22 protein-coding genes are annotated in these 22608 nt (G+C 56.5%); 18 read left to right on the forward strand and 4 right to left on the reverse strand.

Annotated elements, in window-relative coordinates; translation table 11 throughout:
- Positions 1 to 4: 4 nt before the first annotated feature.
- The 4 genes from relA to ACLEIV_RS05045 all read left to right on the forward strand — a co-directional run bounded on the left by relA (position 5) and on the right by ACLEIV_RS05045 (position 4352).
- Positions 5 to 2218 carry a GTP diphosphokinase gene (relA, locus tag ACLEIV_RS05030; RefSeq protein ID WP_410455564.1) on the forward strand — a complete coding sequence of 738 codons (2214 nt, stop codon included), beginning with the start codon at positions 5 to 7 and terminating at the stop codon, positions 2216 to 2218.
- An 11-nt stretch (positions 2219 to 2229) separates the two neighbouring features.
- Entirely contained in the window at positions 2230 to 3030 is an 801-nt protein-coding gene (gene mazG / locus ACLEIV_RS05035; RefSeq protein WP_410455565.1) for a nucleoside triphosphate pyrophosphohydrolase, read from the forward strand.
- 54 nt (positions 3031 to 3084) lie between these two features.
- Entirely contained in the window at positions 3085 to 3756 is a 672-nt protein-coding gene (locus ACLEIV_RS05040) for a tetratricopeptide repeat protein (protein WP_410455566.1), read from the forward strand.
- 140 nt (positions 3757 to 3896) lie between these two features.
- The gene (locus tag ACLEIV_RS05045; protein WP_410455567.1) at positions 3897 to 4352 is read left to right on the forward strand and encodes an Rrf2 family transcriptional regulator; all 456 of its coding nucleotides are present in this window, start codon (positions 3897 to 3899) and stop codon (positions 4350 to 4352) included.
- 29 nt (positions 4353 to 4381) lie between these two features.
- Here the strand turns inward: ACLEIV_RS05045 and ACLEIV_RS05050 are convergent, their stop codons facing one another.
- A complete protein-coding gene (locus ACLEIV_RS05050; RefSeq protein ID WP_410455568.1) occupies positions 4382 to 5650 on the reverse strand; it encodes an HlyC/CorC family transporter in 1269 nt (422 codons plus the stop codon).
- 65 nt (positions 5651 to 5715) lie between these two features.
- On the reverse strand, positions 5716 to 6480 hold the full coding sequence (locus tag ACLEIV_RS05055; RefSeq protein ID WP_410455569.1) for a cytochrome C assembly family protein: 765 nt from the start codon (positions 6478 to 6480) through the stop codon (positions 5716 to 5718).
- A 168-nt stretch (positions 6481 to 6648) separates the two neighbouring features.
- Between ACLEIV_RS05055 and ffh the strand changes: the two genes are divergently transcribed.
- The 5 genes from ffh (at position 6649) to rplS (ending at position 10221) form a co-directional block, all read left to right on the forward strand.
- Complete coding sequence (gene ffh, locus ACLEIV_RS05060; RefSeq protein WP_410455570.1) at positions 6649 to 8034, forward strand: signal recognition particle protein; 1386 nt, start codon at positions 6649 to 6651, stop codon at positions 8032 to 8034.
- Between the two features lie 218 nt (positions 8035 to 8252).
- A complete protein-coding gene (gene rpsP, locus ACLEIV_RS05065) occupies positions 8253 to 8504 on the forward strand; it encodes a 30S ribosomal protein S16 (protein ID WP_410455571.1) in 252 nt (83 codons plus the stop codon).
- Positions 8505 to 8527: 23 nt separating this feature from the next.
- Entirely contained in the window at positions 8528 to 9049 is a 522-nt protein-coding gene (rimM, locus tag ACLEIV_RS05070) for a ribosome maturation factor RimM (protein ID WP_410455572.1), read from the forward strand.
- Positions 9050 to 9076: 27 nt separating this feature from the next.
- Positions 9077 to 9826 (forward strand): tRNA (guanosine(37)-N1)-methyltransferase TrmD, encoded by a 750-nt coding sequence (gene trmD, locus ACLEIV_RS05075; RefSeq protein ID WP_410455573.1) that lies wholly within the window; start codon positions 9077 to 9079, stop codon positions 9824 to 9826.
- A gap of 32 nt (positions 9827 to 9858) precedes the next feature.
- Positions 9859 to 10221 carry a 50S ribosomal protein L19 gene (rplS, locus tag ACLEIV_RS05080; RefSeq protein ID WP_104485680.1) on the forward strand — a complete coding sequence of 121 codons (363 nt, stop codon included), beginning with the start codon at positions 9859 to 9861 and terminating at the stop codon, positions 10219 to 10221.
- A 434-nt stretch (positions 10222 to 10655) separates the two neighbouring features.
- Here rplS and mutH read toward each other — a convergent pair whose 3' ends face one another.
- A complete protein-coding gene (gene mutH, locus ACLEIV_RS05085) occupies positions 10656 to 11321 on the reverse strand; it encodes a DNA mismatch repair endonuclease MutH (protein WP_410455616.1) in 666 nt (221 codons plus the stop codon).
- Between the two features lie 687 nt (positions 11322 to 12008).
- Between mutH and rppH the strand changes: the two genes are divergently transcribed.
- The 7 genes from rppH to ACLEIV_RS05120 all read left to right on the forward strand — a co-directional run bounded on the left by rppH (position 12009) and on the right by ACLEIV_RS05120 (position 19444).
- Positions 12009 to 12521 (forward strand): RNA pyrophosphohydrolase, encoded by a 513-nt coding sequence (gene rppH, locus ACLEIV_RS05090; protein WP_298720107.1) that lies wholly within the window; start codon positions 12009 to 12011, stop codon positions 12519 to 12521.
- 25 nt (positions 12522 to 12546) lie between these two features.
- Entirely contained in the window at positions 12547 to 14805 is a 2259-nt protein-coding gene (gene ptsP, locus ACLEIV_RS05095; protein WP_410455574.1) for a phosphoenolpyruvate--protein phosphotransferase, read from the forward strand.
- 249 nt (positions 14806 to 15054) lie between these two features.
- Positions 15055 to 15873: a prolipoprotein diacylglyceryl transferase gene (gene lgt / locus ACLEIV_RS05100; RefSeq protein ID WP_410455575.1), complete on the forward strand. Its 819-nt coding sequence runs from the start codon at positions 15055 to 15057 to the stop codon at positions 15871 to 15873.
- Positions 15870 to 16664: a thymidylate synthase gene (thyA, locus tag ACLEIV_RS05105; protein WP_410455576.1), complete on the forward strand. Its 795-nt coding sequence runs from the start codon at positions 15870 to 15872 to the stop codon at positions 16662 to 16664. Before lgt ends, thyA begins: the two co-directional genes overlap by 4 nt.
- A 193-nt stretch (positions 16665 to 16857) precedes the next feature.
- Complete coding sequence (gene nhaA, locus ACLEIV_RS05110) at positions 16858 to 18039, forward strand: Na+/H+ antiporter NhaA (protein ID WP_410455577.1); 1182 nt, start codon at positions 16858 to 16860, stop codon at positions 18037 to 18039.
- A 131-nt stretch (positions 18040 to 18170) separates the two neighbouring features.
- The gene (gene nhaR / locus ACLEIV_RS05115; RefSeq protein ID WP_410455578.1) at positions 18171 to 19115 is read left to right on the forward strand and encodes a transcriptional activator NhaR; all 945 of its coding nucleotides are present in this window, start codon (positions 18171 to 18173) and stop codon (positions 19113 to 19115) included.
- Between the two features lie 29 nt (positions 19116 to 19144).
- Positions 19145 to 19444, forward strand: coding sequence for an ArsR/SmtB family transcription factor (locus ACLEIV_RS05120; RefSeq protein WP_410455617.1), 300 nt, complete (start codon positions 19145 to 19147; stop codon positions 19442 to 19444).
- Positions 19445 to 19575: 131 nt separating this feature from the next.
- Here ACLEIV_RS05120 and rpsT read toward each other — a convergent pair whose 3' ends face one another.
- A complete protein-coding gene (gene rpsT, locus ACLEIV_RS05125; protein WP_104485672.1) occupies positions 19576 to 19836 on the reverse strand; it encodes a 30S ribosomal protein S20 in 261 nt (86 codons plus the stop codon).
- Between the two features lie 197 nt (positions 19837 to 20033).
- Here rpsT and murJ point away from each other — a divergent pair, with 197 nt between their 5' ends.
- A complete protein-coding gene (gene murJ / locus ACLEIV_RS05130) occupies positions 20034 to 21590 on the forward strand; it encodes a murein biosynthesis integral membrane protein MurJ (protein WP_410455579.1) in 1557 nt (518 codons plus the stop codon).
- Between the two features lie 67 nt (positions 21591 to 21657).
- Positions 21658 to 22605: a bifunctional riboflavin kinase/FAD synthetase gene (ribF, locus tag ACLEIV_RS05135; protein WP_410455580.1), complete on the forward strand. Its 948-nt coding sequence runs from the start codon at positions 21658 to 21660 to the stop codon at positions 22603 to 22605.
- The last annotated feature ends 3 nt before the right edge of the window (positions 22606 to 22608 follow it).

Here is a 22608-nt window from a genome sequence, read left to right on the forward strand (position 1 = left end):
ACTTATGGTTGCCGTGCGCGATACTCACCTTCAAACAAGCTTCAGCCTGACCGAGTGGGCGTCGGGCCTGCCGCTCGATGCCCATGAGCGGGAGCAATTGAAAGCGGTGTATGAGTATTGCATGGGGCTGAATATCCCGCCCGAGGCACAGCATCGGCTGCAGGCCGAAGGGGTGGAGATGGTCGGGATCCTGCTTACCCTGAGCATGGATCTGGATACCCTGAAGGCAGCCTTGCTGTATCCCTTCCTCGAAAGCGGCCATCTGGACCTGGAGCGGGTGCGGGACGATTTTGGTGACACCATTGCCCGTCTGTTGCGAGGGGTGGCCGACATGGAAGCCATTCGCTCGCTGCAGCATGTACACAGCGACAAAAGCTCGGAAGTGCAGGTTGACCGGGTGCGTCGCATGCTGATGGCCATGGTCGAAGACGTGCGGGCCGTGGTTGTCAAGCTGGCCGAGCGCATCACCTGTCTGCGCGAGGTCAAGAACGCCGACGAGGAAACCCGGGTGCTGGTGGCCAAGGAAATCGCCAATATCTATGCGCCGCTCGCCAACCGGTTGGGCATAGGCCAGCTCAAGTGGGAGCTGGAGGATTTGTCGTTTCGCTATCTGCACCCGGATACCTACAAGCGCATCGCCCGGCTGCTGCACGAAAAGCGGCTGGCACGGGAAGATTATATCGGCGACTTCGTGGACGGACTCAGGACGGCATTGAAGGAGTCCGGTATCGACGCCGAGGTCTATGGCCGGCCCAAACATATCTACAGCATCTGGCGCAAAATGCAGAAGAAGAACCTGGACTTCGACGAGCTGTTCGACGTGCGGGCGGTGCGGGTGGTGACCCGACACCTGCAAGACTGCTACGGAGCCCTAGGCGTGGTGCATACCCAATGGCGGCATATTCCCCGCGAGTTTGACGATTACGTCGCCAACCCCAAGCCCAACGGCTATCAGTCCATCCATACCGTGGTGATCGGCCCTGAGGGCAAGACGGTCGAAATACAGATCCGTACCGATCAGATGCACCAGGATGCTGAGCTGGGCGTGGCCGCCCACTGGAAATACAAGGAAGGTGCCGGCGCCACCAAGCCGAGCGGCTTCGAAGACAAGATTGCCTGGCTCAGAAAATTGCTGGCCTGGCAGGAAGACATGGCCGAAAGCGGTTCCCTGGTCGACGAGCTGCGCAGTCAGGTGTTTGAAGACAGAGTCTATGTGTTTACTCCCAAGGGCGAAGTGGTCGATATGCCACTGGGTGCCACACCGCTCGACTTTGCCTATTACATTCACAGCCAGATCGGGCATCGCTGCATCGGCGCCAAGATCGACGGCCGTATCGTCCCTTTCACCTATCAGCTGCAAACCGGCGATCAGGTGGAGATCATCACCCAGAAACAGCCTAACCCAAGCCGGGACTGGATGAATCCCAGTCAGGGCTTTTTGCGCACCAGTCGGGCTCGCTCCAAGGTGGCTACCTGGTTCAAGAAGCAGGACAGGGACAAGAATATCCTCGCCGGTCGAGAGGTACTGGACAAGGAGCTGGAACGGTTGGGACTGACCTTCTCCCAGATCGACAAGGCGGCGCTGGAACGTTTCAACGTTACCCATCTCGACGACTTGCTTGCGGGTATCGGTGGTGGCGACTTGCGCATCAATCAGCTGCTCAATTACCTGCAGGGGCTGCACAAGAAGCCGACCGGTGAAGAGCTGGACGAGGCGGTGCTGCGCCAGCTGGAATTGAAGGCGGCGAGAAAAAATCCTGACGCCAAGGGGCAGGGCCACATAGTGGTGCAGGGCGTGGGTAATCTGATGACCAGTATAGCCCGCTGCTGTCAGCCGATACCCGGCGACGAGATTGTCGGTTTTATCACTCAGGGGCGGGGCATATCCATTCACCGGGCCGACTGCGAGCAGTTGAAGGAGCTGACGAACCAGCACCCCGAGCGAATGGTGGAGGCGGTGTGGGGGGAGAACAGCTCCGGCGGTTATCATCTCACTCTGCGGGTAGTGGCAAACGATAGATCCGGCTTGCTTCGGGACATCACCACCATACTGGCCAACGAAAAAATCAATGTGATGGGCGTCAACAGCCGCTCCAATTACAAGCAGCAGACGGCGACCATCGACATGGAGCTGGAAATTTACAATATCGACACCCTGAGCCGGACCCTGGCCAAGATAGGTCAGTTGCCGGACATACTGGAAGCCAAACGGCTGTAACGGGAGCACGGATGGAGCACTATAACTACTCACTCGGCGACTTGCTGTCCATCATGGCGGCACTCAGGGATCCGGAAAACGGGTGTCCCTGGGATCAAAAGCAGGACTTTGCCAGCATAGTGCCGCATACCCTGGAAGAAGCCTATGAGGTAGCCGATACCATAGAGCGGGGCGAACTGAGCGAGCTGCCGGGCGAGCTGGGTGATCTCCTGTTTCAGGTGGTGTTTTATTCCCGGCTGGGAGAAGAGCAGTCGCTGTTCAACTTCGGTGATGTGGTGCAGGCCATCAGCCACAAGCTGGTGCGTCGGCATCCCCATGTGTTCGGCAACGCCGAACTGGACAGCGAAGAGCAGGTCAAGGCCAACTGGGAAAAGACCAAGGCGGTCGAGCGGCGCAGCAAGAATGTGACCGCCACCAGCGCGCTGGACGATATTCCCCGCAATCTGCCGGCCCTGAGCCGTGCCAACAAGATTCAGAAACGCTGCTCGGCGGTGGGCTTCGACTGGCGTGAGCTGCCACCGGTGGTGGACAAGATCCACGAAGAGCTGGATGAGGTGATGGCCGAGCTTGACCAGCCCGAGCAGGACCCGGACCGGATAGCCGATGAACTGGGCGATTTGCTGTTCGCCTGCGTTAACCTGGTGCGCCATCTCAAGCAGGACCCGGAGGCGGTGCTGCGCCGGGCCAACGATAAGTTCGAGCGTCGCTTCCGTGGCGTAGAGCTGGCACTACAGGCCGACGGCAAAGACAGCCGGGATTGCAGTCTGGACGAATTGGATGCTTACTGGCGGCAGATAAAGGCCGGCGAGTAATCAGCGCTTAATCTTTGCTCGCCAATGCCGATATCCTGTTCAGGAGGATCACCGATGAAGCGTCTGCGCGGATTGTTACTGTTGTGCCTCTGCCTGCCGGTATTGGCAGAAGAAAAAACCGCTACCCCGGAGCCACCGGCAGCACCGACGTTGTCGGATATCAACGAGCTGCGGGCGGTGCCCTTGTATGAAGAATATGAGCTGATTGAGTGGATTAATGCCAATCGTCATCTGCAACAGGTGCGCGATCGGGATCACTGCCAGCTGGTACAGGATATCGAGGCGAGGGCCGAGGTGCTGCGCCTGCCTGCCTACCAGTTTCTGTGGGGCGATATGCTGGCCTGGGGCGTCTGTGTACCCCAGCAGTCGCGCCGGGGGCTGGGCATGATATGGCAGGCGGCGGAGCAGGGGCTGCCGGCCGCGTTGGAGCAGCTGGGTCGCTATTATTATCAGGGTACTCTGGTACAGCAGAATCGGGAGCGGGCCGCTCCCCTGATGCAGGAAGCCGCCAGTCTCGGGCTGGAGAAGGCGCAGTTTACCTGGGCCCGCTGGCTGCTGGAGGGGGCGGGGAGTCCGCTCGACTATCCCCAGGCCTACCTGTGGCTGAAGCAGATGGTGCAGGCCGACAAGCTACAGCACCGGGAAGCACAGCGGCTGAGTGCGGCGCTGGCGGCCAGAATGCCGGCGCACAAGGTCAGGGAACTGAATCACCGGCTGTTGTTTTGAGACCGAGCCCTGAATCTGCGCTCTGAACCGGTTCTTGCGGCTCACGGCAGATGCCGTCGGCCGGATTGACATTTAATGTCACCTTCCGCCGCTAATGTGTATCATGTATATATATTCTTCCGCGTTCAGGATACCCCAGCATGAAGCTGACCACCTATACCGATTTCGGCTTGAGAACCCTGATGTATCTGGCCACCCTGCCCGAAGGGAAGCTGACCAGCGTGGCTCAGGTATCCAGTTTGTACGATATATCGCGTAACCATCTGGTCAAGGTGGTGAATCAGCTGGCGCGGGAAGGTTATATTCATGCGGTACGTGGCAAGAATGGTGGTATTCGACTGGCCAGAACGCCGCGTGATATCAACATAGGACAGGTCGTTCGGGCGCTGGAAAACAACCTGAATGGCATCGATTGCGGCAGTCCGGCCTGCCATCTGGTGCCGGCCTGCCGGTTACGGGATGCGCTCAGGCTGGCGATGGAAGCCTTTCTGCAGGTCATGGAAGGGTATACGCTGGCGGATCTGACCGGCAACCGGGAAGAGCTGATGGTCATTTTCAACCAGCTGGAGCTGCAGGCCGGCAAGCCATCCTCCTGAAAGTTTACTGCAGATACTTAACCCGGTACTCAACTCCGATAATAGTGCGGCAGCACCCGTACCAGTTTCACCATGTTGTTTTCTACTTCCAGAATTTCAATCGGATACCCGGCCAGGCGCAGGCCGATATTGGCCTCGGGGATGTCTTCCAGATACTCGAGGATCAGACCATTGAGCGAGCGAGGGCCGTCGTTCGGTAGTTCCCAGCCCAGCTCCTTGTTGATGTCCCTAATACTGGCCGAGCCTTCAATCAGGTAGGAACCGTCATCCTGAGGCTTGATCTCGTCGCTCAGGGTCGGGCTGATGGTGGTGGTGAAGTCACCCACTATTTCTTCCAGAATATCATCCAGCGTTACCAGCCCCTGAATATCGCCGTACTCATCGACGATCAACCCGATACGTTCCTTGTTGCGCTGAAACTTGACCAGCTGTACGTTCAGTGGCGTCGCCTCGGGAATATAGTACAGCTCGCGTACCGCTCGCATCAGGCTGGACTTGCTGAACTCATCCTTGGCCAGCAGCCGCAAGGCATCGCGGGCGTGGATAAAGCCCAGCGCATCGTCAATATTGTCCCGGTACAGCAAGACCTTGGTATGCGGACTCTGCATCAGGCGACGGCTGATGGTTTTCCAGTCCTGGGTCACGTCGATGCCATAGATCTCGTTACGCGGCACCATGATGTCGTCGACCGTCACTTTTTCCAGATCCAGGATGGACACCAGCATGTCCTGGTGCCGACGCGGGATCAGGGCTCCGGCCTCGTTGACGATGGTACGCAGTTCTTCCGAACTGATGGCGGTGTCTTCTCCGCCATGGGGGTTGATGCGAAACAGTGCCAGCAGGCCGTTGGAAATGGCGTTGATGGCCCATACCGCCGGATACAGAAGCACCATCAGGGGCCTGAGAACAAAGGAGGCCGGAAAGGCGACCCGCTCCGGATACAGGGCCGCGAGTGTCTTGGGGGTGACCTCGGCAAAAATCAGCACCACTATGGTCAGTGCCACGGTGGCGATGGCCACGCCATAGTCACCGTACAGGCGGATGGCGATCAGGGTGGCGATGGCCGAGGCAAGGATATTGACCAGGTTGTTGCCGATCAGGATCAGGCCGATCAGCCTATCGGGACGGGACAGCAGCTTTTCAACCCGAGTGGCGGACGTATGGCCACCTTGAGCAAGATGGCGTAACCGATAGCGGTTCAGCGACATCATGCCGGTTTCGGAACTCGAAAAAAACGCGGAAATAAAGAGTAAAGCTATCAGGATGCCCGTTAGGGTACCCGTGGATATGTCGTCCAAGCAGACCGTCCTGTGTCATGAAACTGATCAATTACTAAGGGTTTGACCGGGTGCTGTCAAGTCGGTTAGCCCAGCAGCACCTCGCGCACGAAGCGGCTGCCGAAATAGGCGAGGGTCAGCAGTATGCTGCCGGCCACGCTGGTCCAGATAACCTTGCGGCCGCGCCAGCCAAGGCGATGATGCCCCCAGAGAAGACCGACATAGACACACCAGGCCAGAATGGTGAGGATGGCTTTATGGGCTTTGCCGGGGCTGAACATTTCCTGCAGAAAGAAGAGTCCGGTAGAGATAGACAGGGTCAGTACCACCACACCGACAAAAATCAGCCGGAACAGATAGCGTTCTATGGTCATCAGCGGCGGCATTGCGGGCAGGTTGGTGAGCTTGTGTGTTTTTAATCTGTGATTGAGAAAACCAAGCAGAATAGCCAGCAGGCTGGCCATCACCAGCAGAGAATAAGACATGAGTCCCAGGCCGATGTGCAGTAACACCTCGGGGCGGCTTTCCAGATGCATGCTGTAATAACCGGGCAACAGCACGTCTGCAGCCAGTAGCAGGCCGGCAAAGCCGTAGACCAGCGGCATCAACAGCCACACCTTGAAACGTGTGACCAGTACCGTCATCAAGGCTGAAATTATCAGGCTGACGACAGAGGCCACATTGAGCATACTCAGGTTTTGCCCGGGTACCTGTACCACTGTGTTGAACAACCAGAGGCCATGTAGCAACAGCGCGCACAGCGCCGCAAGCAGGCCGTAGCTGCGCCCTTTGTTCTGGGGGTTGAGCAGATTATGCACACAGGCGAAGGCCGCCAACAGATAAAATGCCATCGCCAAAACAGCAAGCAATTCCATAATGAATTTAAGCCATTAACCGGTGAATATAGAAGAGTGGCCAGTATACCCTTAACACAAAGCACATCGCTACCCGGCCTCGCTTAAGTTCGACCGATAACTTGGGTATACTGGTGGTAATTTTCGCCAACTGCGGACCACATCATGTTTGAAAATCTCACCGAAAGACTGTCGCGTACGCTGAAAAACATCAGTGGCCGCGGTCGGCTGACCGAAGAAAATATCAAGGAAACATTGCGTGAAGTGCGCATGGCGCTGTTGGAGGCCGACGTGGCCCTGCCGGTGGTGCGTGAATTCGTCAACCGGGTCAAGGAGCGTGCGGTTGGCCAGGAAGTCTCCAAGTCCCTGAGTCCGGGCCAGGCCTTCATCAAGATAGTCAATGCCGAACTGGTGTCGGTAATGGGCGAGGCCAACGAAGAGCTCAACCTGACGGTGACACCGCCGGCGGTGATCCTGATGGCGGGTCTGCAGGGGGCAGGTAAAACCACCTCGGTCGGCAAGCTGGCCAAGTACCTGAAGGAACGACACAAGAAAAAAGTATTGGTGGTCAGTGCCGACGTTTATCGTCCGGCGGCGATCAAGCAGCTCGAGACCCTGGCGGCGGATCTGGATGTTGAGTGCTTCCCCAGCAATATCGAACAGAAGCCGGTGGACATAGGCCGTAATGCGGTGGACTACGGCCGCAAGCAATTCTTCGATGTTGTGCTGGTGGATACCGCCGGTCGTCTGCACATCGATGAGGCCATGATGACCGAAATTCAGCAGTTGCACGAGGCCATCAACCCCATCGAAACCCTGTTCGTGGTCGATGCCATGACCGGTCAGGATGCGGCCAACACCGCCAAGGCGTTCAGCGAAGCGCTGCCGTTAACCGGGGTGATCCTCACCAAGGCCGACGGTGATGCCCGGGGTGGTGCCGCCTTGTCGGTGCGTCATATTACCGGCAAGCCTATCAAGTTTATCGGTATGGGCGAAAAAGTGGAGGCCTTGGAGCCGTTCCACCCGGACCGTATCGCCTCGCGCATCCTGGGCATGGGTGATGTGCTGTCGCTGATCGATCAGATGGAGCGGTCGGTCGACAAGGACAAAGCCGCCGAAATGGCGAAAAAGCTGAAGAAAGGCAAGGGCTTCGATCTGGAAGACTTCCGCGATCAGCTGGCGCAGATGCGCAACATGGGGGGCATGATGAGCCTGATGGACAAGCTGCCGGGCATGAACCAGCTGCCGGACAACGTCAAGGACCAGGTCAACGACAAGCTGACGGTTCGAATGGAAGCCATTATCGGCTCCATGACCCCGAAAGAGCGTCGTCATCCGGATCTGATCAAGGGCTCGCGCAAGCGGCGTATCGCCCTGGGTTCCGGCACCGAGGTGCAGGAAGTGAACAAGCTGCTCAAGCAGTTCACCCAGATGCAGAAAATGATGAAAAAGATGTCCGGTAAGGGCGGCATGCGCAAGATGATGAGTCAGATGCAGGGCATGATGGGGCCGGGTGGTATGGGCGGCGGTGGTCGTCGCGGCCCCTTCTGAATTAAAGACCACTCGTCCGGTTGTCACGGCGGCCGGATCATCGGTGACCTGGAATATCTGGCGGCGGCGGAAGCTGCATGTGGCTAGGCGGTATCCGCCGCCGCTGGCTTCCAATTTGGTTGCATTCTCACCGCATCAGAGTACAATTGCGCAGCTTATTTTAAGCCAGGGTTCGCATTGTCTGCGGGCCTTGTTTGTTTCAGTATATAGAGGACGATATGGTAACCATTCGTTTACAACGTGGTGGCGCTAAGAAGCGTCCGTTTTACCAGGTAGTAGTTGCTGACAGCCGCTACGCTCGCGATGGCCGTTTCATCGAGAAAGTAGGTTTCTTCAACCCGATCGCTTCCGGTCAGGCAGAAAAACTGCGTCTGGATCTCGAGCGTGTTAATCACTGGGTTGGCCAGGGTGCAACCGTATCCGAGCGCGTAGCCAAATTGATCAAAGACGCAGCCAAAGCAGCGGCCTAAGTCTTTACAGGTAGGGAATTAAAGTGAGCGAACCTGTAGTAGTAGGCCAACTGGGCGCCGTTTACGGCATTAAAGGTTGGTTGAAGGTCAACTCCTTTACCGACCAACCAGAAGGTATTTTCGATTATCGGCCCTGGCTGATAAAAGATGGCAGCAGTTGGCGTGAAATCCAGGTTACTGGATGGAAACGTCATGGCAAGGGTCTGATTTGCAAACTGATTGATATCGATCAGCGCGAGCAGGCACAAATGCTGACCGGTGCCGACATCGCGGTAAGTGCAGAATCGTTTGCTGCCCTGCCGGATGACGAATTCTATTGGCGTGATCTGATCGGTTGTCGGGTGAAGAACACCAAAGGCTATGATTTTGGCCTGGTGACTCAGCTGATGGAAACCGGCTCTAACGACGTGCTGGTAGTTAAAGCCAATGCCAACGATGCATTTGGTCAACGAGAACGGTTGGTCCCGTTTTTGGAAGATCAGGTTATAAAGTCCGTGAATATTCAGGACAGCATCATCGAAATTGATTGGGATCCGGATTTTTAACCCGAGTCGAATCGCGCGGAGAGAATCATGTGGATAGGGGTCGTTAGCCTCTTCCCGGAGATGTTCCGGGCAGTATCCGACTTTGGTGTAACCGGGCGGGCCGTTAAAGATGGCCTGCTGACATTTGAATGCTGGAATCCGCGGGATTTCACCCGGGACAAACACCGCACTGTCGACGACAGACCCTACGGGGGCGGACCCGGGATGCTGATGATGGTTCAGCCACTGCGCGATGCCATAGCGGCGGCGCGACAGGCGGCAGGTGAGGGGGTACGGGTAATTTATCTGTCACCTCAGGGCCGCAAGCTGGATCAGCAAGGCGTGACCGAACTGGCAAGACACGAGAAGTTGATTCTGGTGGCCGGTCGGTATGAAGGAGTGGATGAGCGCGTTATTCAGGCCGATGTCGACGAAGAGTGGTCGGTCGGAGATTACGTGCTCAGTGGCGGCGAATTGCCGGCCATGGTACTGGTGGATGCGGTGGCCCGTCTGGTGCCCGGTGTTCTCGGTGACATGGCGAGTGCGGAGCAGGATTCCTTCAGCGAAGGGCTTCTGGATCATCCTCACTACACGCGTCCTGAGCAACTGGCGGGGATGGCCGTTCCCAAAGTGTTGTTGAGTGGCAACCACGCCGATGTGGCCAGCTGGAGAATGCAGCAGTCATTGGGCCGGACCTGGTTAAGAAGGCCGGAACTCTTGAACAACCTAGCTCTGACTGACGAGCAAGAGCAGCTTCTTGCCCAATTTGTTCGCGATTATCGTGAGCCAGAACAGTAGAGTTTTCAGTTTACCCTAGGTAAGGAAATATCATGAGCAACATCATTAAGCAGCTTGAAGACGAACAATTGCGCACCGATATCCCCGAGTTTGGCCCGGGCGATACCGTGCGTGTAATGGTACGCGTTGCCGAAGGCGGCAAAGAGCGTCTGCAGGCTTATGAAGGCGTCGTTATCGCCAAGCGTAACCGTGGCCTGCACTCTGCATTCACCGTGCGCAAGATCTCTAACGGTGAAGGCGTTGAGCGTGCCTTCCAGACTCACAGCCCGCTGATCGGCAGCGTGGAAGTGAAGCGTCGTGGCGCCGTGCGTCGTGCCAAGCTTTACTATCTGCGTGACCGTGCTGGTAAGTCTGCTCGTATCAAAGAGCGTCTTACTCCCCGCGGCAGCAAGTAAGCCGACCGGTTGTGTCAAAAGGCCCGCTCACGCGGGCCTTTTTGTTTTTGTGCCTCTGGCGCTAGCCGTTTATACCCGTCCCATTAAGTACCTGCTCAGATTTTGGGGTGGAGTTCCAGAGGCAACAGAGCCTCTTCCCTCGACACGCTACGAGTACATCCATGTAAGCTCGGAAATGCCGTCCCTGGCATTTCACGGTCGTGGGAGGCGTTCACTGTTGCCTCTGCTGGAATACCGAGTTGCCCGCAGACAGTGCCAACAGGCGACTCTGTAGCATCAGGGAGGACAAAGGGTCTGCTCCACCGCCCATCAGATGACAGGGATGTCATCTGATGGGCGTCACATGAATGTGCTTGAAGCGGGTCGCTGGAGCAGACTCTTTGTCCGACATTGAGGCAGAAATTAAATAGATCATTTGTTTAATGTAATAGGTATTACAGCATGAAATGCCGGGCCAGCAGCGCCGCGGTAAAGTTGGTTTTAAGGTAGAAGCCGCGCGGCAGTGTCATGATGGGTTGTCCCTGACAGCCTACCGCCTCGGTCAGCGCCCGGCTGTTGGCTGCCTTGGGCCTGAGTTGCAGTACCTGGCCATGACGGGCGCTGATGTTCTGCACCTCCCCCAAACTTATCAGCTCCATGATTTCTTCCCAGTCCTGGCGTAACAACCCTTCTTCCTGCTCGTTCGGGCTCCACAGCAACGGTTGACCGATGATCCTGTCGCCGGGTGCCAGGCAACGTTCTCCGAGCACCGGTATCCACAAGACCCGGGATAACTTGTTGCGCACGTTGGAGTCTTCCCAGCGCAGGCCGCCGATGTCCGTCAGCGGCGCCACGCTGACAAAGGTGGTTTCCAGTGGCTTGCCTCGACCGTCGATGGGGATGGTTTTCAGCTCGACGCCCAGTTCGGGAAAGTCCTGCTCCGGCTTGGATCCTGCACTGGCTCCCAGTGCCAGCTCGAGTAGTTGCCCCACCCAGCCCTTGTCTCGCCGCAGATTGGGAGGAATCGGGATATCAAGCGATTGGGCCAGCTCTCCCAGCGACAGGCCGGCCAGTTGTTCGGCGCTCAGTTGCAGGGCCGGGATCGATGCAGGGCGGGAAATTGGCTTGTTCAAAGTATGACCGCCCTCCAGGGATGAGAAAAATACTGACCAACGAGCCAGTAATTATTATAACCACATGATTTAAAATGACTTATAAACTGCTTGTTATTGCACTTTTTGGCGGCTGCATGATATACCGGTTTTACTCGAGTATAAACATGCTGTTGCACAGCCTTATCCACAGAAATTCTGGATAACTGGGCATTGCGGTCGGGTGGTGATTTTACGGTGGCCAGAATGGCAAAAATCGGATTTTTTTTCTTACCGTTAACACTCTGTTTACCTGGGTTTTGTGGATAAGTTGCCGGTGGTTGATCTTTGAGCAGTAAAACTTACTAACACAGCAGTCATTTTGATATGGGCTGTGAAAAGATCCAGCTCGATCCTTTTTTTTGATGTTAATATTCTGATTTATTAGTGTTTTTTGTCTTATCTTGTGTTTTGATCAGCCGGTAATTCAAGTTCCGCAGAAAAGGGGATCTCAAGCTATACAGCCTTTATCACAAGCTTATCCACATAAATTGGGGGAAAGCGATCCCCCGATGATCCTTTTTCTGTTTATAACTATTGACAAAAAGACAAGTTATTCAACATTGACTATCAAGCTGGCGCTGACAGCATCATTTGCCGGGAATAGGGGAATATGGAACAATCGTCCTTATGTTATTTTTTTAGTCTGGTGATTGCGTGATAGATGGCGACGGTTTTCGTCCCAATGTAGGCATAGTGATCTGCAATCGCAAAGGCCAGGTGTTATGGGCCAGACGCTACGGGCAACATTCCTGGCAGTTCCCCCAGGGCGGGGTGGACGACGGCGAAACGCCGGAGCAGTCCATGTATCGGGAGCTGTACGAAGAAATCGGGCTCAGGCCCGAAAATGTCACCTTGCTGGCGGTCACCCGCCACTGGCTGAAGTACAAGTTACCCAAGCGTCTGGTGCGATGGGACAGCAACCCCGTCTGCATCGGTCAAAAACAGAAGTGGTTTCTGTTGCGGTTGGAGTCGGATCATGAATCGCACATCGAGTTTGGTTGTCATGGGCATCCCGAATTCGATGACTGGCGCTGGGTCAGTTACTGGTACCCGGTGCGTCAGGTAGTATCTTTCAAGCGGGAAGTATATCGACGGGTACTACGGGAATTTGCCCCCATAGTGATGGCAGAGCAAGGCCGCCGAGACGGTCGTAAACGACATCGGTAACCCATCGACACAGGAGTAGGCGGCAGTGTTAAAGGAATTGCGGGAAATCGTTCAGCAGGTAACGGCCAGCTCTGACCTTAATGAGGCCATGGGTGAACTGGTCCGGCAGACCCGTAATGCCATGCAGGTGGACTGCTGCTCCATTTATCTGCGTCAGGAGCATGAGCAGAACTACCTGTTGGCGGCCACCGATGGCCTGGCCGCCAAGGCAGTGGGTCGGGCGAGGATCCCGCTGGGTGAGGGTATCGTCGGTCTTATCGGTGAAAAGGAAGAGTTGATCAACCTGGCCGATGCCCAGTTGCACCCCAAATTTAAATACCTGCCGGAAGCCCGTGAAGATGCCTTCAAGTCCTTCCTCGGCGCGCCCATTATTCACCAGCGCAAGACCCTGGGCGTGCTGGTGGTGCAGCAAAAACAGGTACGGCTGTTCGAAGAGGGGGAAGAGTCGTTTCTGGTTACCCTGGCTTCCCAGTTGGCCACCGTTATCGCCCATGCCGAAGCCAAGGGCAATCTGCGTTCTCCCAACTGGCACGGTATGCTGCGTGGACTGGCTGGTTCTCCCGGCGTGGCCATTGGCCGCGCCTGGGTGTGGCGGCCCCGGGTCGAGCTGAGCCAGGTGAAGGAGCGCAAGGCGGATGATGCTACCGTGCAGCACGAGCGACTCGACAAGGTGCTGGTGCAGGTGGAAGACGAGCTGAACAGCATGGCGCTGCGTTTCAAGGAGTCTCAGGCCAGCGAGTCGGTGGCGGTGTTCGAGGTGTATCAGTATATCCTCAAGGATCCGGTCTTCATCGGCCTGATCCGGGAGCAGATAGAGCGGGGCTGGATCGCCGGCAGTGCGGTTAAACGAGTCTGTGAAAAACAAATAGCCCAGTTTTCCGTGATGTCTGACCCTTATTTGCGTGAGCGGGCGGCGGACATTCGCGATCTGGGTCAGCGATTGCTGACTCGCCTGATCCACGAAGATGATGGGCTGCTGACCCTGGATGAGCCGATCATTCTGGTGGCAGACGAAATCAGCGCCACCCTGATTGCGGAAATCCCCCGCAGTAAGCTCAAGGGCATTGTCTCCGCCAAGGGCTCCATCAACTCCCACGCCGCCATTCTGGCTCGTGCCATGGGCATTCCTGCGGTTATGGGAATCGATCATTCTTTCGAGCTGCTGGAAGACCGTACCCTGATCGTCGATGGTTACAATGGTGACCTGCTGGTGGAGCCGGTGCCTTCGGTGTTGCGCGAATATCGCCGACTGATCGCCGAAGAAGAACAGATGGACGAGCTCTTCGCCACGGTGCGCAACGAAAGCGCCGTAACCCTGGACGGCGTTACTGTGTCCTTGCTGCTGAACGCGGGTCTGAGTGCCGATACCGATATTGCCATGAACGACACCGCCGATGGGGTGGGGCTGTTCCGTACCGAAATTCCCTTCATGATGCGTGATCGCTTTCCCTCCGAGCAGGAGCAGGTCACCAGCTACCGTCGGGTTATGGCCAGCTATGTGGGTAAACCGGTGTGCATGCGTACCCTGGATGTGGGCGGCGACAAGCAGCTGCCTTACTTCCCGATAGTGGAAGAAAACCCCTTTCTCGGCTGGCGTGGCATTCGCCTTACCCTGGATCATCCCGAAATCTTTCTGGTGCAGTTGAAAGCCATGCTGCGTGCCAGTCAGGGGCTGGACAATCTGTCTATCATGCTGCCGATGGTGACCAGCCTGGATGAGGTGCGGGTGGCTCGCAAAATGCTGGATCGCGCCTGGCGTGAGGTGTCGGCCGAAACCGCCGATCAGAAAGGTATCATCCGCTACCCCAGTTTGGGGGTAATGATAGAGGTGCCCTCGCTGCTCTACCTGTTGCCGGATCTGGCGCCGCTGGTGGACTTCTGGTCGGTGGGCACCAACGATTTGACTCAGTATCTGCTGGCGGTGGATCGCAATAACGGCCGTGTGGCCGGTATTTACGATGCCCTGCATCCGGCGGTCTTGCGAGCCTTGCAGCAAATCATCGATGGGGCCCGCCGCTACGCCAAACCGGTCTCCATCTGTGGCGAGCTGGCCGGTGATCCCATCGGCGTGTTGGTGTTACTGGCCATGGGCTATCGCAGGTTCAGCATGAACAACAGCAATCTCATGCGCATCAAATATATAGTGCGTCAGTCTCGTTCCGATGAACTACAAAAACTGCTGCAGGAAGCCCTGAGTTACCAGAATACCAGTGTGTTCAAGGGCCTGTTCGGCCGTTATTTGGAAGAGCGGGGTCTGGGCGGGCTGTTGCGCGGCGGACGGTGATTCACAGATGAGAGAGCAGTGGCTGATAATGCACACCTTTTCGGGATGATTTTTTCGCTGGGTCGAGTGCATTCGACCGCTTCAGGTGCAATGCCACGCCGAGGTCGATTGAAATCGGCCCTACCAACAAAAGGCTCGGCTTTTCACCCTTCCTGACCCCCTGTCTTTGCAAATCTTTACCGCTCTTAAATTGCAGTACCGTCGTTTCGATAGCACAATACCCGCTTTTGTTGCTGACGGGGTAAGTGCATGTCTCAAGGTCACTGGGTGTTTCCCGGATTTGATCCCATCGCCATACAAATCGGTCCCCTGGCGGTGCACTGGTATGGTCTTATGTATCTGCTGGGCTTTCTGTTCGCCTGGCTGATGGCCAATCGCCGTGCGGCACGACCGGGCTCTGACTGGACCCGGGATCAGGTTTCCGACGTGCTCTTTTATGGCTTTCTCGGGGTGATCCTCGGTGGCCGCCTCGGCTATGTGTTTTTCTACCAGTTCGATACCTTTCTCGCCGACCCGCTCTACCTCGTCAAGATCTGGACCGGCGGCATGTCGTTTCACGGCGGCCTGGTCGGGGTGATCACCGCCCTCTGGCTGTTTGCCCGCAAGCAGCACAAAACCTTCTTTGCGGTATCCGATTTTATCGCACCGCTGATCCCTTTCGGCCTGGGCGCCGGTCGCATCGGTAATTTCGTTAATGGCGAACTGTGGGGACGAGTGACGGATGTGCCCTGGGGCATTATTTTTCCCGCGGCGGGGATGATGCCGCGACACCCTTCTCAGCTGTACCAGTTTGCCCTTGAAGGGGTGATTTTGCTGATCATCCTGAATCTGGCCTGGCGTGCGCGTCCGCCTCGTGGCGTGGTTTCCGGCCTTTTCCTGTTGTGTTACGGCCTGTTCCGCTTCATGGTGGAATTTGTACGGGAGCCGGATGCTCAGCTTGGCCTTTATCTCGATCTGTTCAGCATGGGGCAGTTGTTGTCGATGCCGATGATGCTGGCCGGTGCACTGATGTTATGGGCGGCCTGTCGTCGCCCCCAATGGTTTGGTAATGGAGAAAAAACAGCATGAAAGCCTATCTGGATCTGATGCAACATATCCTGGACAAGGGCGCCGTCAAGGAAGACAGAACCGGCACCGGCACCCTGTCAGTATTCGGTCATCAGATGCGCTTCGATCTGGCCGATGGCTTTCCGTTGATCACCACTAAGAAGTGTCATCTGAAATCGATTATTCATGAGTTGCTGTGGTTTCTGAACGGTGACACCAACATCGGCTACCTGAAGCAGCATGGGGTGCGGATCTGGGACGAGTGGGCCGACGACAACGGCGATCTGGGCCCGGTATACGGACATCAGTGGCGCAGCTGGCAGGGGGCGGATGGTCGCAGCATCGATCAGATAAGCCAGGCGCTGGAGACCATTAAGACCAATCCGGACAGCCGCCGTATCATCGTCTCGGCCTGGAATGTGGGCGAGCTGGATCAAATGGCGCTGGCGCCCTGTCACGCCCTGTTCCAGTTTTATGTGGTCGACGGCAAGCTGTCTTGCCAGCTCTATCAGCGCAGCTGCGATGTTTTCCTGGGACTGCCTTTCAATATTGCCAGCTATGCGTTGCTGACCCATATGCTGGCACAGCAGGCGGGACTCGACGTGGGCGATTTTGTCTGGACCGGAGGCGATGTACATCTCTATCGCAACCATCTGGAGCAGGCTCGGCTACAATTGGGTAGAGAGCCGTTGTCCCTGCCGACCCTTAAGTTGGCGCGCAAACCCGACTCCCTGTTTGATTATGCGTTCGAGGATTTTGTGCTGGAAAACTATCAGGCGCATCCGCATATCAAGGCTCCGGTCGCGGTTTAAAAAGAGTTTAAACTGTAAATTTTATTTTTCCTTGGTGTTAAATCCAATTTCAAAGTCGGCTATATAAGCTTATTTGCCGCTGAATACTCGATTTTACCGAGGTGTTAAGCAGAAACAATCGATTACTCGTCGGTGGAGGGCCTGATTACACTCGAAGATATTGTTAATAAGAGTGAGAGGGAGCCTCAATCATATGACGGATGTATTGAAACGTTTTCTGGCGATGGAATCTGCCGGCGGTATTTTACTGATAGTGGCTGCGATCGTCGCCATGGTCATGGCCAATACCGGTTTGTCCGATATTTATCAGGAGCTGCTCAACACCCAGATTCAGTTGCGGATCAGCAGCCTGGATCTGGACAAGACGCTGTCTCACTGGGTTAATGACGGCATGATGGCGGTGTTCTTTCTGGTCATAGGCCTGGAAGTGAAACGCGAGCTGGTGTCCGGTGCCCTGTCCACCCGCGAAAAAGCCATGTTTCCGGCACTGGCCGCCATTGGCGGCATGTTGTTTCCCGCCTTGTGGTTTTTGCTCTTTAACGTCGGCGAAGGCGCTAACCTGAATGGCTGGGCCATTCCTACCGCTACCGATATTGCCTTCGCCCTGGGGGTGATGGCCTTACTCGGCAAGCGGGTGCCGCTCAGCCTCAAGGTATTCCTGCTGGCACTGGCGATCATCGATGATCTGGGTGCCATCATCATTATCGCCCTGTTCTACAACCATGGATTATCTCTGCCCGCGATGTCGGTGGCGGTGATCGGTATCGGCGGCCTGTTCTGGCTGAATCGAGCCCAGGTCCACAGCCTGGTGCCGTATCTTATTCTCGGCTGGATAGTCTGGGCGGCGGTGCTCAAGTCGGGGGTGCACGCAACCCTGGCCGGGGTGATACTGGGCTTCCTGATCCCGCTGTATGGCCGCAAGTTTTCACCGGCTCGCCAACTGGAAAAATTCCTGCATCCCTGGTGTGCCTTTCTGATCCTTCCTGTGTTCTCTTTTGTGAACGCGGGGGTCTCGCTGCAGGGGCTCTCGCTGGCGGATTTGTCGTCGGCATTGCCGCTGGGCATCATGGCCGGTTTGCTGCTCGGTAAACCCATAGGCATCTTCCTGGTCAGCTGGGGGGCGATACGACTGGGTATTGCACAGCTGCCTGCGGGGGTATGTTTGAGGCAGATATTTGCGGTGTCCGTGCTCTGTGGCATCGGTTTCACCATGTCCATCTTCATCTCGTCGCTGGCCTTTACCGGGCACCCCGAGCTGGCCAATCTGTCGCGGCTCGGCATCCTGATGGGATCGACGCTGGCGGCGGTTATCGGCTATGGCATGCTGAATTATATCCTGCCTCGTCATCAATCCAGGGCAGCGCTGCAGATGTAGTTGTAGTCAGCGATGTGATCACCACCACTGCGATTGTGTGAAGTAGATTCAGTGGGCTTCAACACGGCGGCCGGGTATTCAAACCCGGCCGCTTTCATTATGATGGAGCCAATACGCATTGGAGATGGCCTTTGTCACACCTTAACTACAATCACCTGTATTATTTTTGGATGACGCAGAAGAAAGGCTCGGTCACGAAGGCGGCCGAAGCGCTGTTTCTGACCCCCCAGACCGTTACCGGGCAGATCCGCCAGCTGGAACAGCGCCTCGGTGGCAAGCTGTTCAAGCGCAAGGGACGCCAGCTGGAGGCCAGCGAGCTGGGGCAACTGGTGTTCAAGTATGCGGATCGCATGTTCAGCTTGTCTTACGAGATGCTGGATATAGTGCATTATCGCAAGGAAGATCACCTGATTTTCGACGTCGGTATTGCCGATGCCTTGTCCAAGCGGCTGGCGAGTCGGGTCTTGTTGTCGGTGATCCCCAATGACGGTTCCATTCATCTGCGCTGCTATGAATCGACCCACGAAATGTTGCTCGAGCAGCTTAGCGAGCACAAGCTGGACATGATCCTGTCGGACTGCCCGGTAGACTCGGCCCAGCATGCGGGGCTGCTGTCCAAAAAACTGGGGGAGTGCGACATCGGCTTCTACTGCCGAGAGCCGTTACCGACCAAGCCTTTTCCCGAATGCCTGGAAGAACGCCGGTTGTTGATCCCGGGGCGGCGTACCGCCATGGGCCGGCAACTGCAGCACTGGCTGGAGGTGCAGGGCCTCAAACCGCAGATCCTGGGTGAATTCGATGATGCGGCGCTGATGAAGGCTTTCGGCTTTTTCAATCAGGGTATCTTCGTGGCGCCGGCTATCTACCGGGACGCCATTTTACAATATCAGCCGGTGATTGAGCTCGGTCGGGTCGAAGAGCTGAAAGAAGAATACTACGTCATTTTTGCCGAGCGGATGATCCAGCATCCGGCGGTAAAGCGACTGTGTGAAAGTGATTTCACCTCGCTGTTTTCCGGTCTGGACGATTTTTCCGCGGTGATACCGCCCGTTACCTTCGACGGTGAATTTAGTTAAAACATCTGAGAGTGGACATCATGATGGCATTGAATATGGAAGCAATGGAAGCGAGCGCGACCCAGGCGGTCAAACTGCTGAAGGCGTTGGCCAACGAACGAAGATTGTTTATTTTGTGTCATTTACTCGACAAGGAGCTGTCGGTCGGAGAAATGAACCAGCATCTGGGGCTGAGTCAGTCGGCGCTGTCGCAACATCTGGCGTTGTTGCGTAATGACGATCTGGTACGCACCCGCAAAGAGGCACAGACGGTGTATTATTCGCTGAAAAGTGAGGAAGTACGGGAAGTGATTGCCCTGCTGCACAAGCTTTATTGTCGTGAGGCGTGAGGTCATCCCGGCCAGGGTTTATCGGGGAAAGGCCGTCTTCCTGCAGTGCTGCCCGGCTGAAGCCAGTATTGCAGATAATAAAAAACCGGCATTAAGCCGGTTTTTTTGACGCTGCAGATTAAGTCTCTGAATTACAGAGCCTTGATCTTGGCGTTCAGGCGACTCTTGTGACGAGCAGCTTTGTTCTTGTGGATCAGACCTTTGGTGGCCATACGATCCAGCAGGGGCTGAGCTACGTCGAAAGCTTTCTGTGCGTTCGCTTTGTCACCGCTGGCGATGGCTGCAACTACTTTTTTCACGTAGGTGCGAACCATGGAACGGCGGCTGGCGTTGTGCTTACGGCGTTTCTCTGCTTGAATCGCGCGTTTCTTAGCAGACTTGATATTAGCCAAGGTAAAACTCCTGAAACTGTCTTAGCGAGTGTTAATAAAAGGCCGAGGAATATGCCTTTTTCACCGCAGATTGTCAATTGATTTGAGCAAATAAACACCGCCCTGTGGTCAGATACAGGGCAGGGGGTTAAACTGTCGGCCGGATTCTAGCAGCATTCCCCTGCATTCAGCAATTTTCTTACCGCGAGGTTTTCATTTTGAGCAAGGCGCTTTTGCGATCAGGCCTGATTGTGTCTGCTATGACACTGGTATCCCGGGTGCTGGGGCTGGTACGCGACGTGGTGATCGCCAATTTATTAGGAGCCGGAGCCTCGGCCGACGTGTTCTTCTTTGCCAACCGGATTCCCAATTTTCTGCGCCGGCTCTTTGCCGAAGGGGCCTTCAATCAGGCTTTTGTGCCTGTGATGACCGAGTACAAGCAGACCCGCAGCTTCAAGGACACCCAGGATCTGCTGGCGGCGGTATCCGGTACCCTGGGGATGATAGTGACTCTGGTCACCCTGGTCGGCATGATTGGCTCCGGGGTGGTCACGGCGTTGTTTGGTGCCGGCTGGTTCATGGAATGGATGAATGACGGACCCGAGGCCTACAAGTTCGAGCTGGCCTCCCTGCTGCTGAAGGTGACCTTTCCCTACCTGTGGTTTATCAGCTTCACCGCCATGGCCGGGGCCATACTCAATACCTTCGGCAAGTTTGCGGTGTCTTCCTTCACGCCGGTATTTCTCAACCTGGCCTTGATTGCCGCGGCACTCTTTCTGTCACCACACATGGCGCAGCCCGAGCTTGGGCTGGCCATCGGCGTTTTTGCCGGCGGTTTGATCCAGTTTCTGTTTCAGTTCCCCTTTCTGGCCCGGCTGCACATGCTGGTACGGCCGCGCTGGGCCTGGCACCACCCCGGGGTGGTGAAGATCCGCACCCTGATGATACCGGCGCTGTTCGGGGTCTCGGTCAGCCAGGTCAACCTGCTGTTCGATACCATGCTGGCGTCCTTTCTGGCCACCGGCTCCATCAGCTACCTGTATTACTCCGATCGGCTGCTGGAGTTCCCACTCGGCCTGTTTGGTATCGCCATCGCCACCGTGATACTGCCGGCGCTGTCGAGTCGCCATGTGGATGAGTCAAAAGACGGCTTTGCCGCCACCATGGATTGGGGCGTGCGCATGGTGCTCCTGATGGGTTTCCCCGCCATGCTGGGATTGATAGTGCTCAGCGAGCCCATGCTACGGGTGCTGTTCATGCGCGGCGAATTCGGCGTGACGGAGGTCACGGCGGCCGGCAAGAGTCTGGTGGCCTACGGCGTGGGGTTGCAGGCCTTCATGCTGATCAAGGTGCTGGCGCCGGGCTACTATGCTCGGCAGGACACCAAAACCCCGGTGCGCTTCGGCATTATCGCCATGGTGGCCAACATGGTGTTCAATGCGCTGCTGATTTTTCCGCTCGGCTATGTGGGGCTGGCGCTGGCCACCGCCATGTCGGGCATCCTCAATGCCGGCTTGCTGGCCTGGGGGTTGAGTCAGCGCGATATCTATCATCCCAGCCGTCAGACTCTGGGCTTCGCTCTCAAGGTGGCATTGGCCAGCGGCGGCATGGCGGCGTTGTTGTGGTGGCTGTCACCGCCGCTGGCCCAGTGGGCCGAGTGGGGCATGATGAGCAGCAGTTTGCACCTGCTGAGCTATATCGGTGCCGGTGCCGTGTGTTACGGTGCCTTGCTGCTGTTGAGCGGCGTACGGATAAAGCACCTGAAAACCGTATAGCAAAGGCTGATCCTGAAGGCCGGCTGAGGTATAATCCGCCGATTTACGGAGGCCGGTATCGGAGTCTATGGAGCTTATTCGCGGCATACACAACATCAAACCATGGCATCACGGCTGTGTGCTGACCATCGGTAACTTTGATGGGGTGCATCTGGGGCACCAGGCCGTATTGCGTCGTCTTGTCGAGCAGGCCCGTCGTCTCAAGGTACCGGCCTGTGTCATGGTATTCGAACCACAGCCACAGGAGCTGTTTACCGGTGGCGAGGCACCACCCCGGCTGACCCGGCTGCGGGAAAAATACCAGCAGTTGGCGCGTCTCGGCATCGATCGCCTCTTGTGCGTGCGCTTCAATGCCGACTTTGCCGCCCAGTCTCCGGATGAGTTTATCCGTGGTCTGCTGGTGGAAAAACTGGGGGTGCGCTTTCTGGTGGTGGGCGACGATTTTCGTTTCGGCCGGAATCGGGGCGGAGACTTCGAACTGCTGACCCGGGCCGGCCGGGCCTTCGACTTCGAACTGGTCAGTACCCAGAGCTGGCGCATGAACAGTCGGCGGGTCAGCAGCACCCTGATCCGCGAGGCACTGGCGGCAGACCGGCTGGATGATGCCGCCACCATGCTGGGGCGCCCCTTCAGCCTGTGCGGGCGGGTAGAGCACGGCGCCAAGCTGGGACGGACCATCGGTTTTCCCACCGCCAACGTGCCCCTCAAGCGACAGGTAATACCGGTGTCCGGTGTTTATGTGGTGGAGCTGTGGCTGAACGGTCAACGTTACCCCGGGGTTGCCAATATCGGTGACAAGCCCACCGTCAACGGCACCCGCGCCTTGTTAGAAGCACATCTGTTTGATTTTTCCGGCGATCTGTACGGCAAACAGGTGGAAGTCGAGCTCCGCCATAAATTGCGGAATGAGCAAAAATTCGCTTCCTTTGCGCTGCTGAAGGAGCAAATTCAACGCGATGCCGCCCAGGCCCGACAATGGTTCGGGCTGGCGGCATCAGAACCGAACGGAATGTAGGAT

The sequence above is a fragment of the Oceanisphaera submarina genome (assembly GCF_046521305.1).
Taxonomy (GTDB): domain Bacteria; phylum Pseudomonadota; class Gammaproteobacteria; order Enterobacterales; family Aeromonadaceae; genus Oceanimonas; species Oceanimonas submarina.

Coding starts and splice junctions, on each gene's coding strand:
- relA (WP_410455564.1), top strand. CDS start 5: ATGGTTGCCGTGCGCGATACTCACCTTCAAACAAGCTTCAGCCTGACC.
- mazG (WP_410455565.1), top strand. CDS start 2,230: ATGGAGCACTATAACTACTCACTCGGCGACTTGCTGTCCATCATGGCG.
- ACLEIV_RS05040 (WP_410455566.1), top strand. CDS start 3,085: ATGAAGCGTCTGCGCGGATTGTTACTGTTGTGCCTCTGCCTGCCGGTA.
- ACLEIV_RS05045 (WP_410455567.1), top strand. CDS start 3,897: ATGAAGCTGACCACCTATACCGATTTCGGCTTGAGAACCCTGATGTAT.
- ACLEIV_RS05055 (WP_410455569.1), bottom strand. CDS start 6,480: ATGGCATTTTATCTGTTGGCGGCCTTCGCCTGTGTGCATAATCTGCTC.
- ffh (WP_410455570.1), top strand. CDS start 6,649: ATGTTTGAAAATCTCACCGAAAGACTGTCGCGTACGCTGAAAAACATC.
- rpsP (WP_410455571.1), top strand. CDS start 8,253: ATGGTAACCATTCGTTTACAACGTGGTGGCGCTAAGAAGCGTCCGTTT.
- trmD (WP_410455573.1), top strand. CDS start 9,077: ATGTGGATAGGGGTCGTTAGCCTCTTCCCGGAGATGTTCCGGGCAGTA.
- rplS (WP_104485680.1), top strand. CDS start 9,859: ATGAGCAACATCATTAAGCAGCTTGAAGACGAACAATTGCGCACCGAT.
- lgt (WP_410455575.1), top strand. CDS start 15,055: ATGTCTCAAGGTCACTGGGTGTTTCCCGGATTTGATCCCATCGCCATA.
- thyA (WP_410455576.1), top strand. CDS start 15,870: ATGAAAGCCTATCTGGATCTGATGCAACATATCCTGGACAAGGGCGCC.
- nhaA (WP_410455577.1), top strand. CDS start 16,858: ATGACGGATGTATTGAAACGTTTTCTGGCGATGGAATCTGCCGGCGGT.
- ribF (WP_410455580.1), top strand. CDS start 21,658: ATGGAGCTTATTCGCGGCATACACAACATCAAACCATGGCATCACGGC.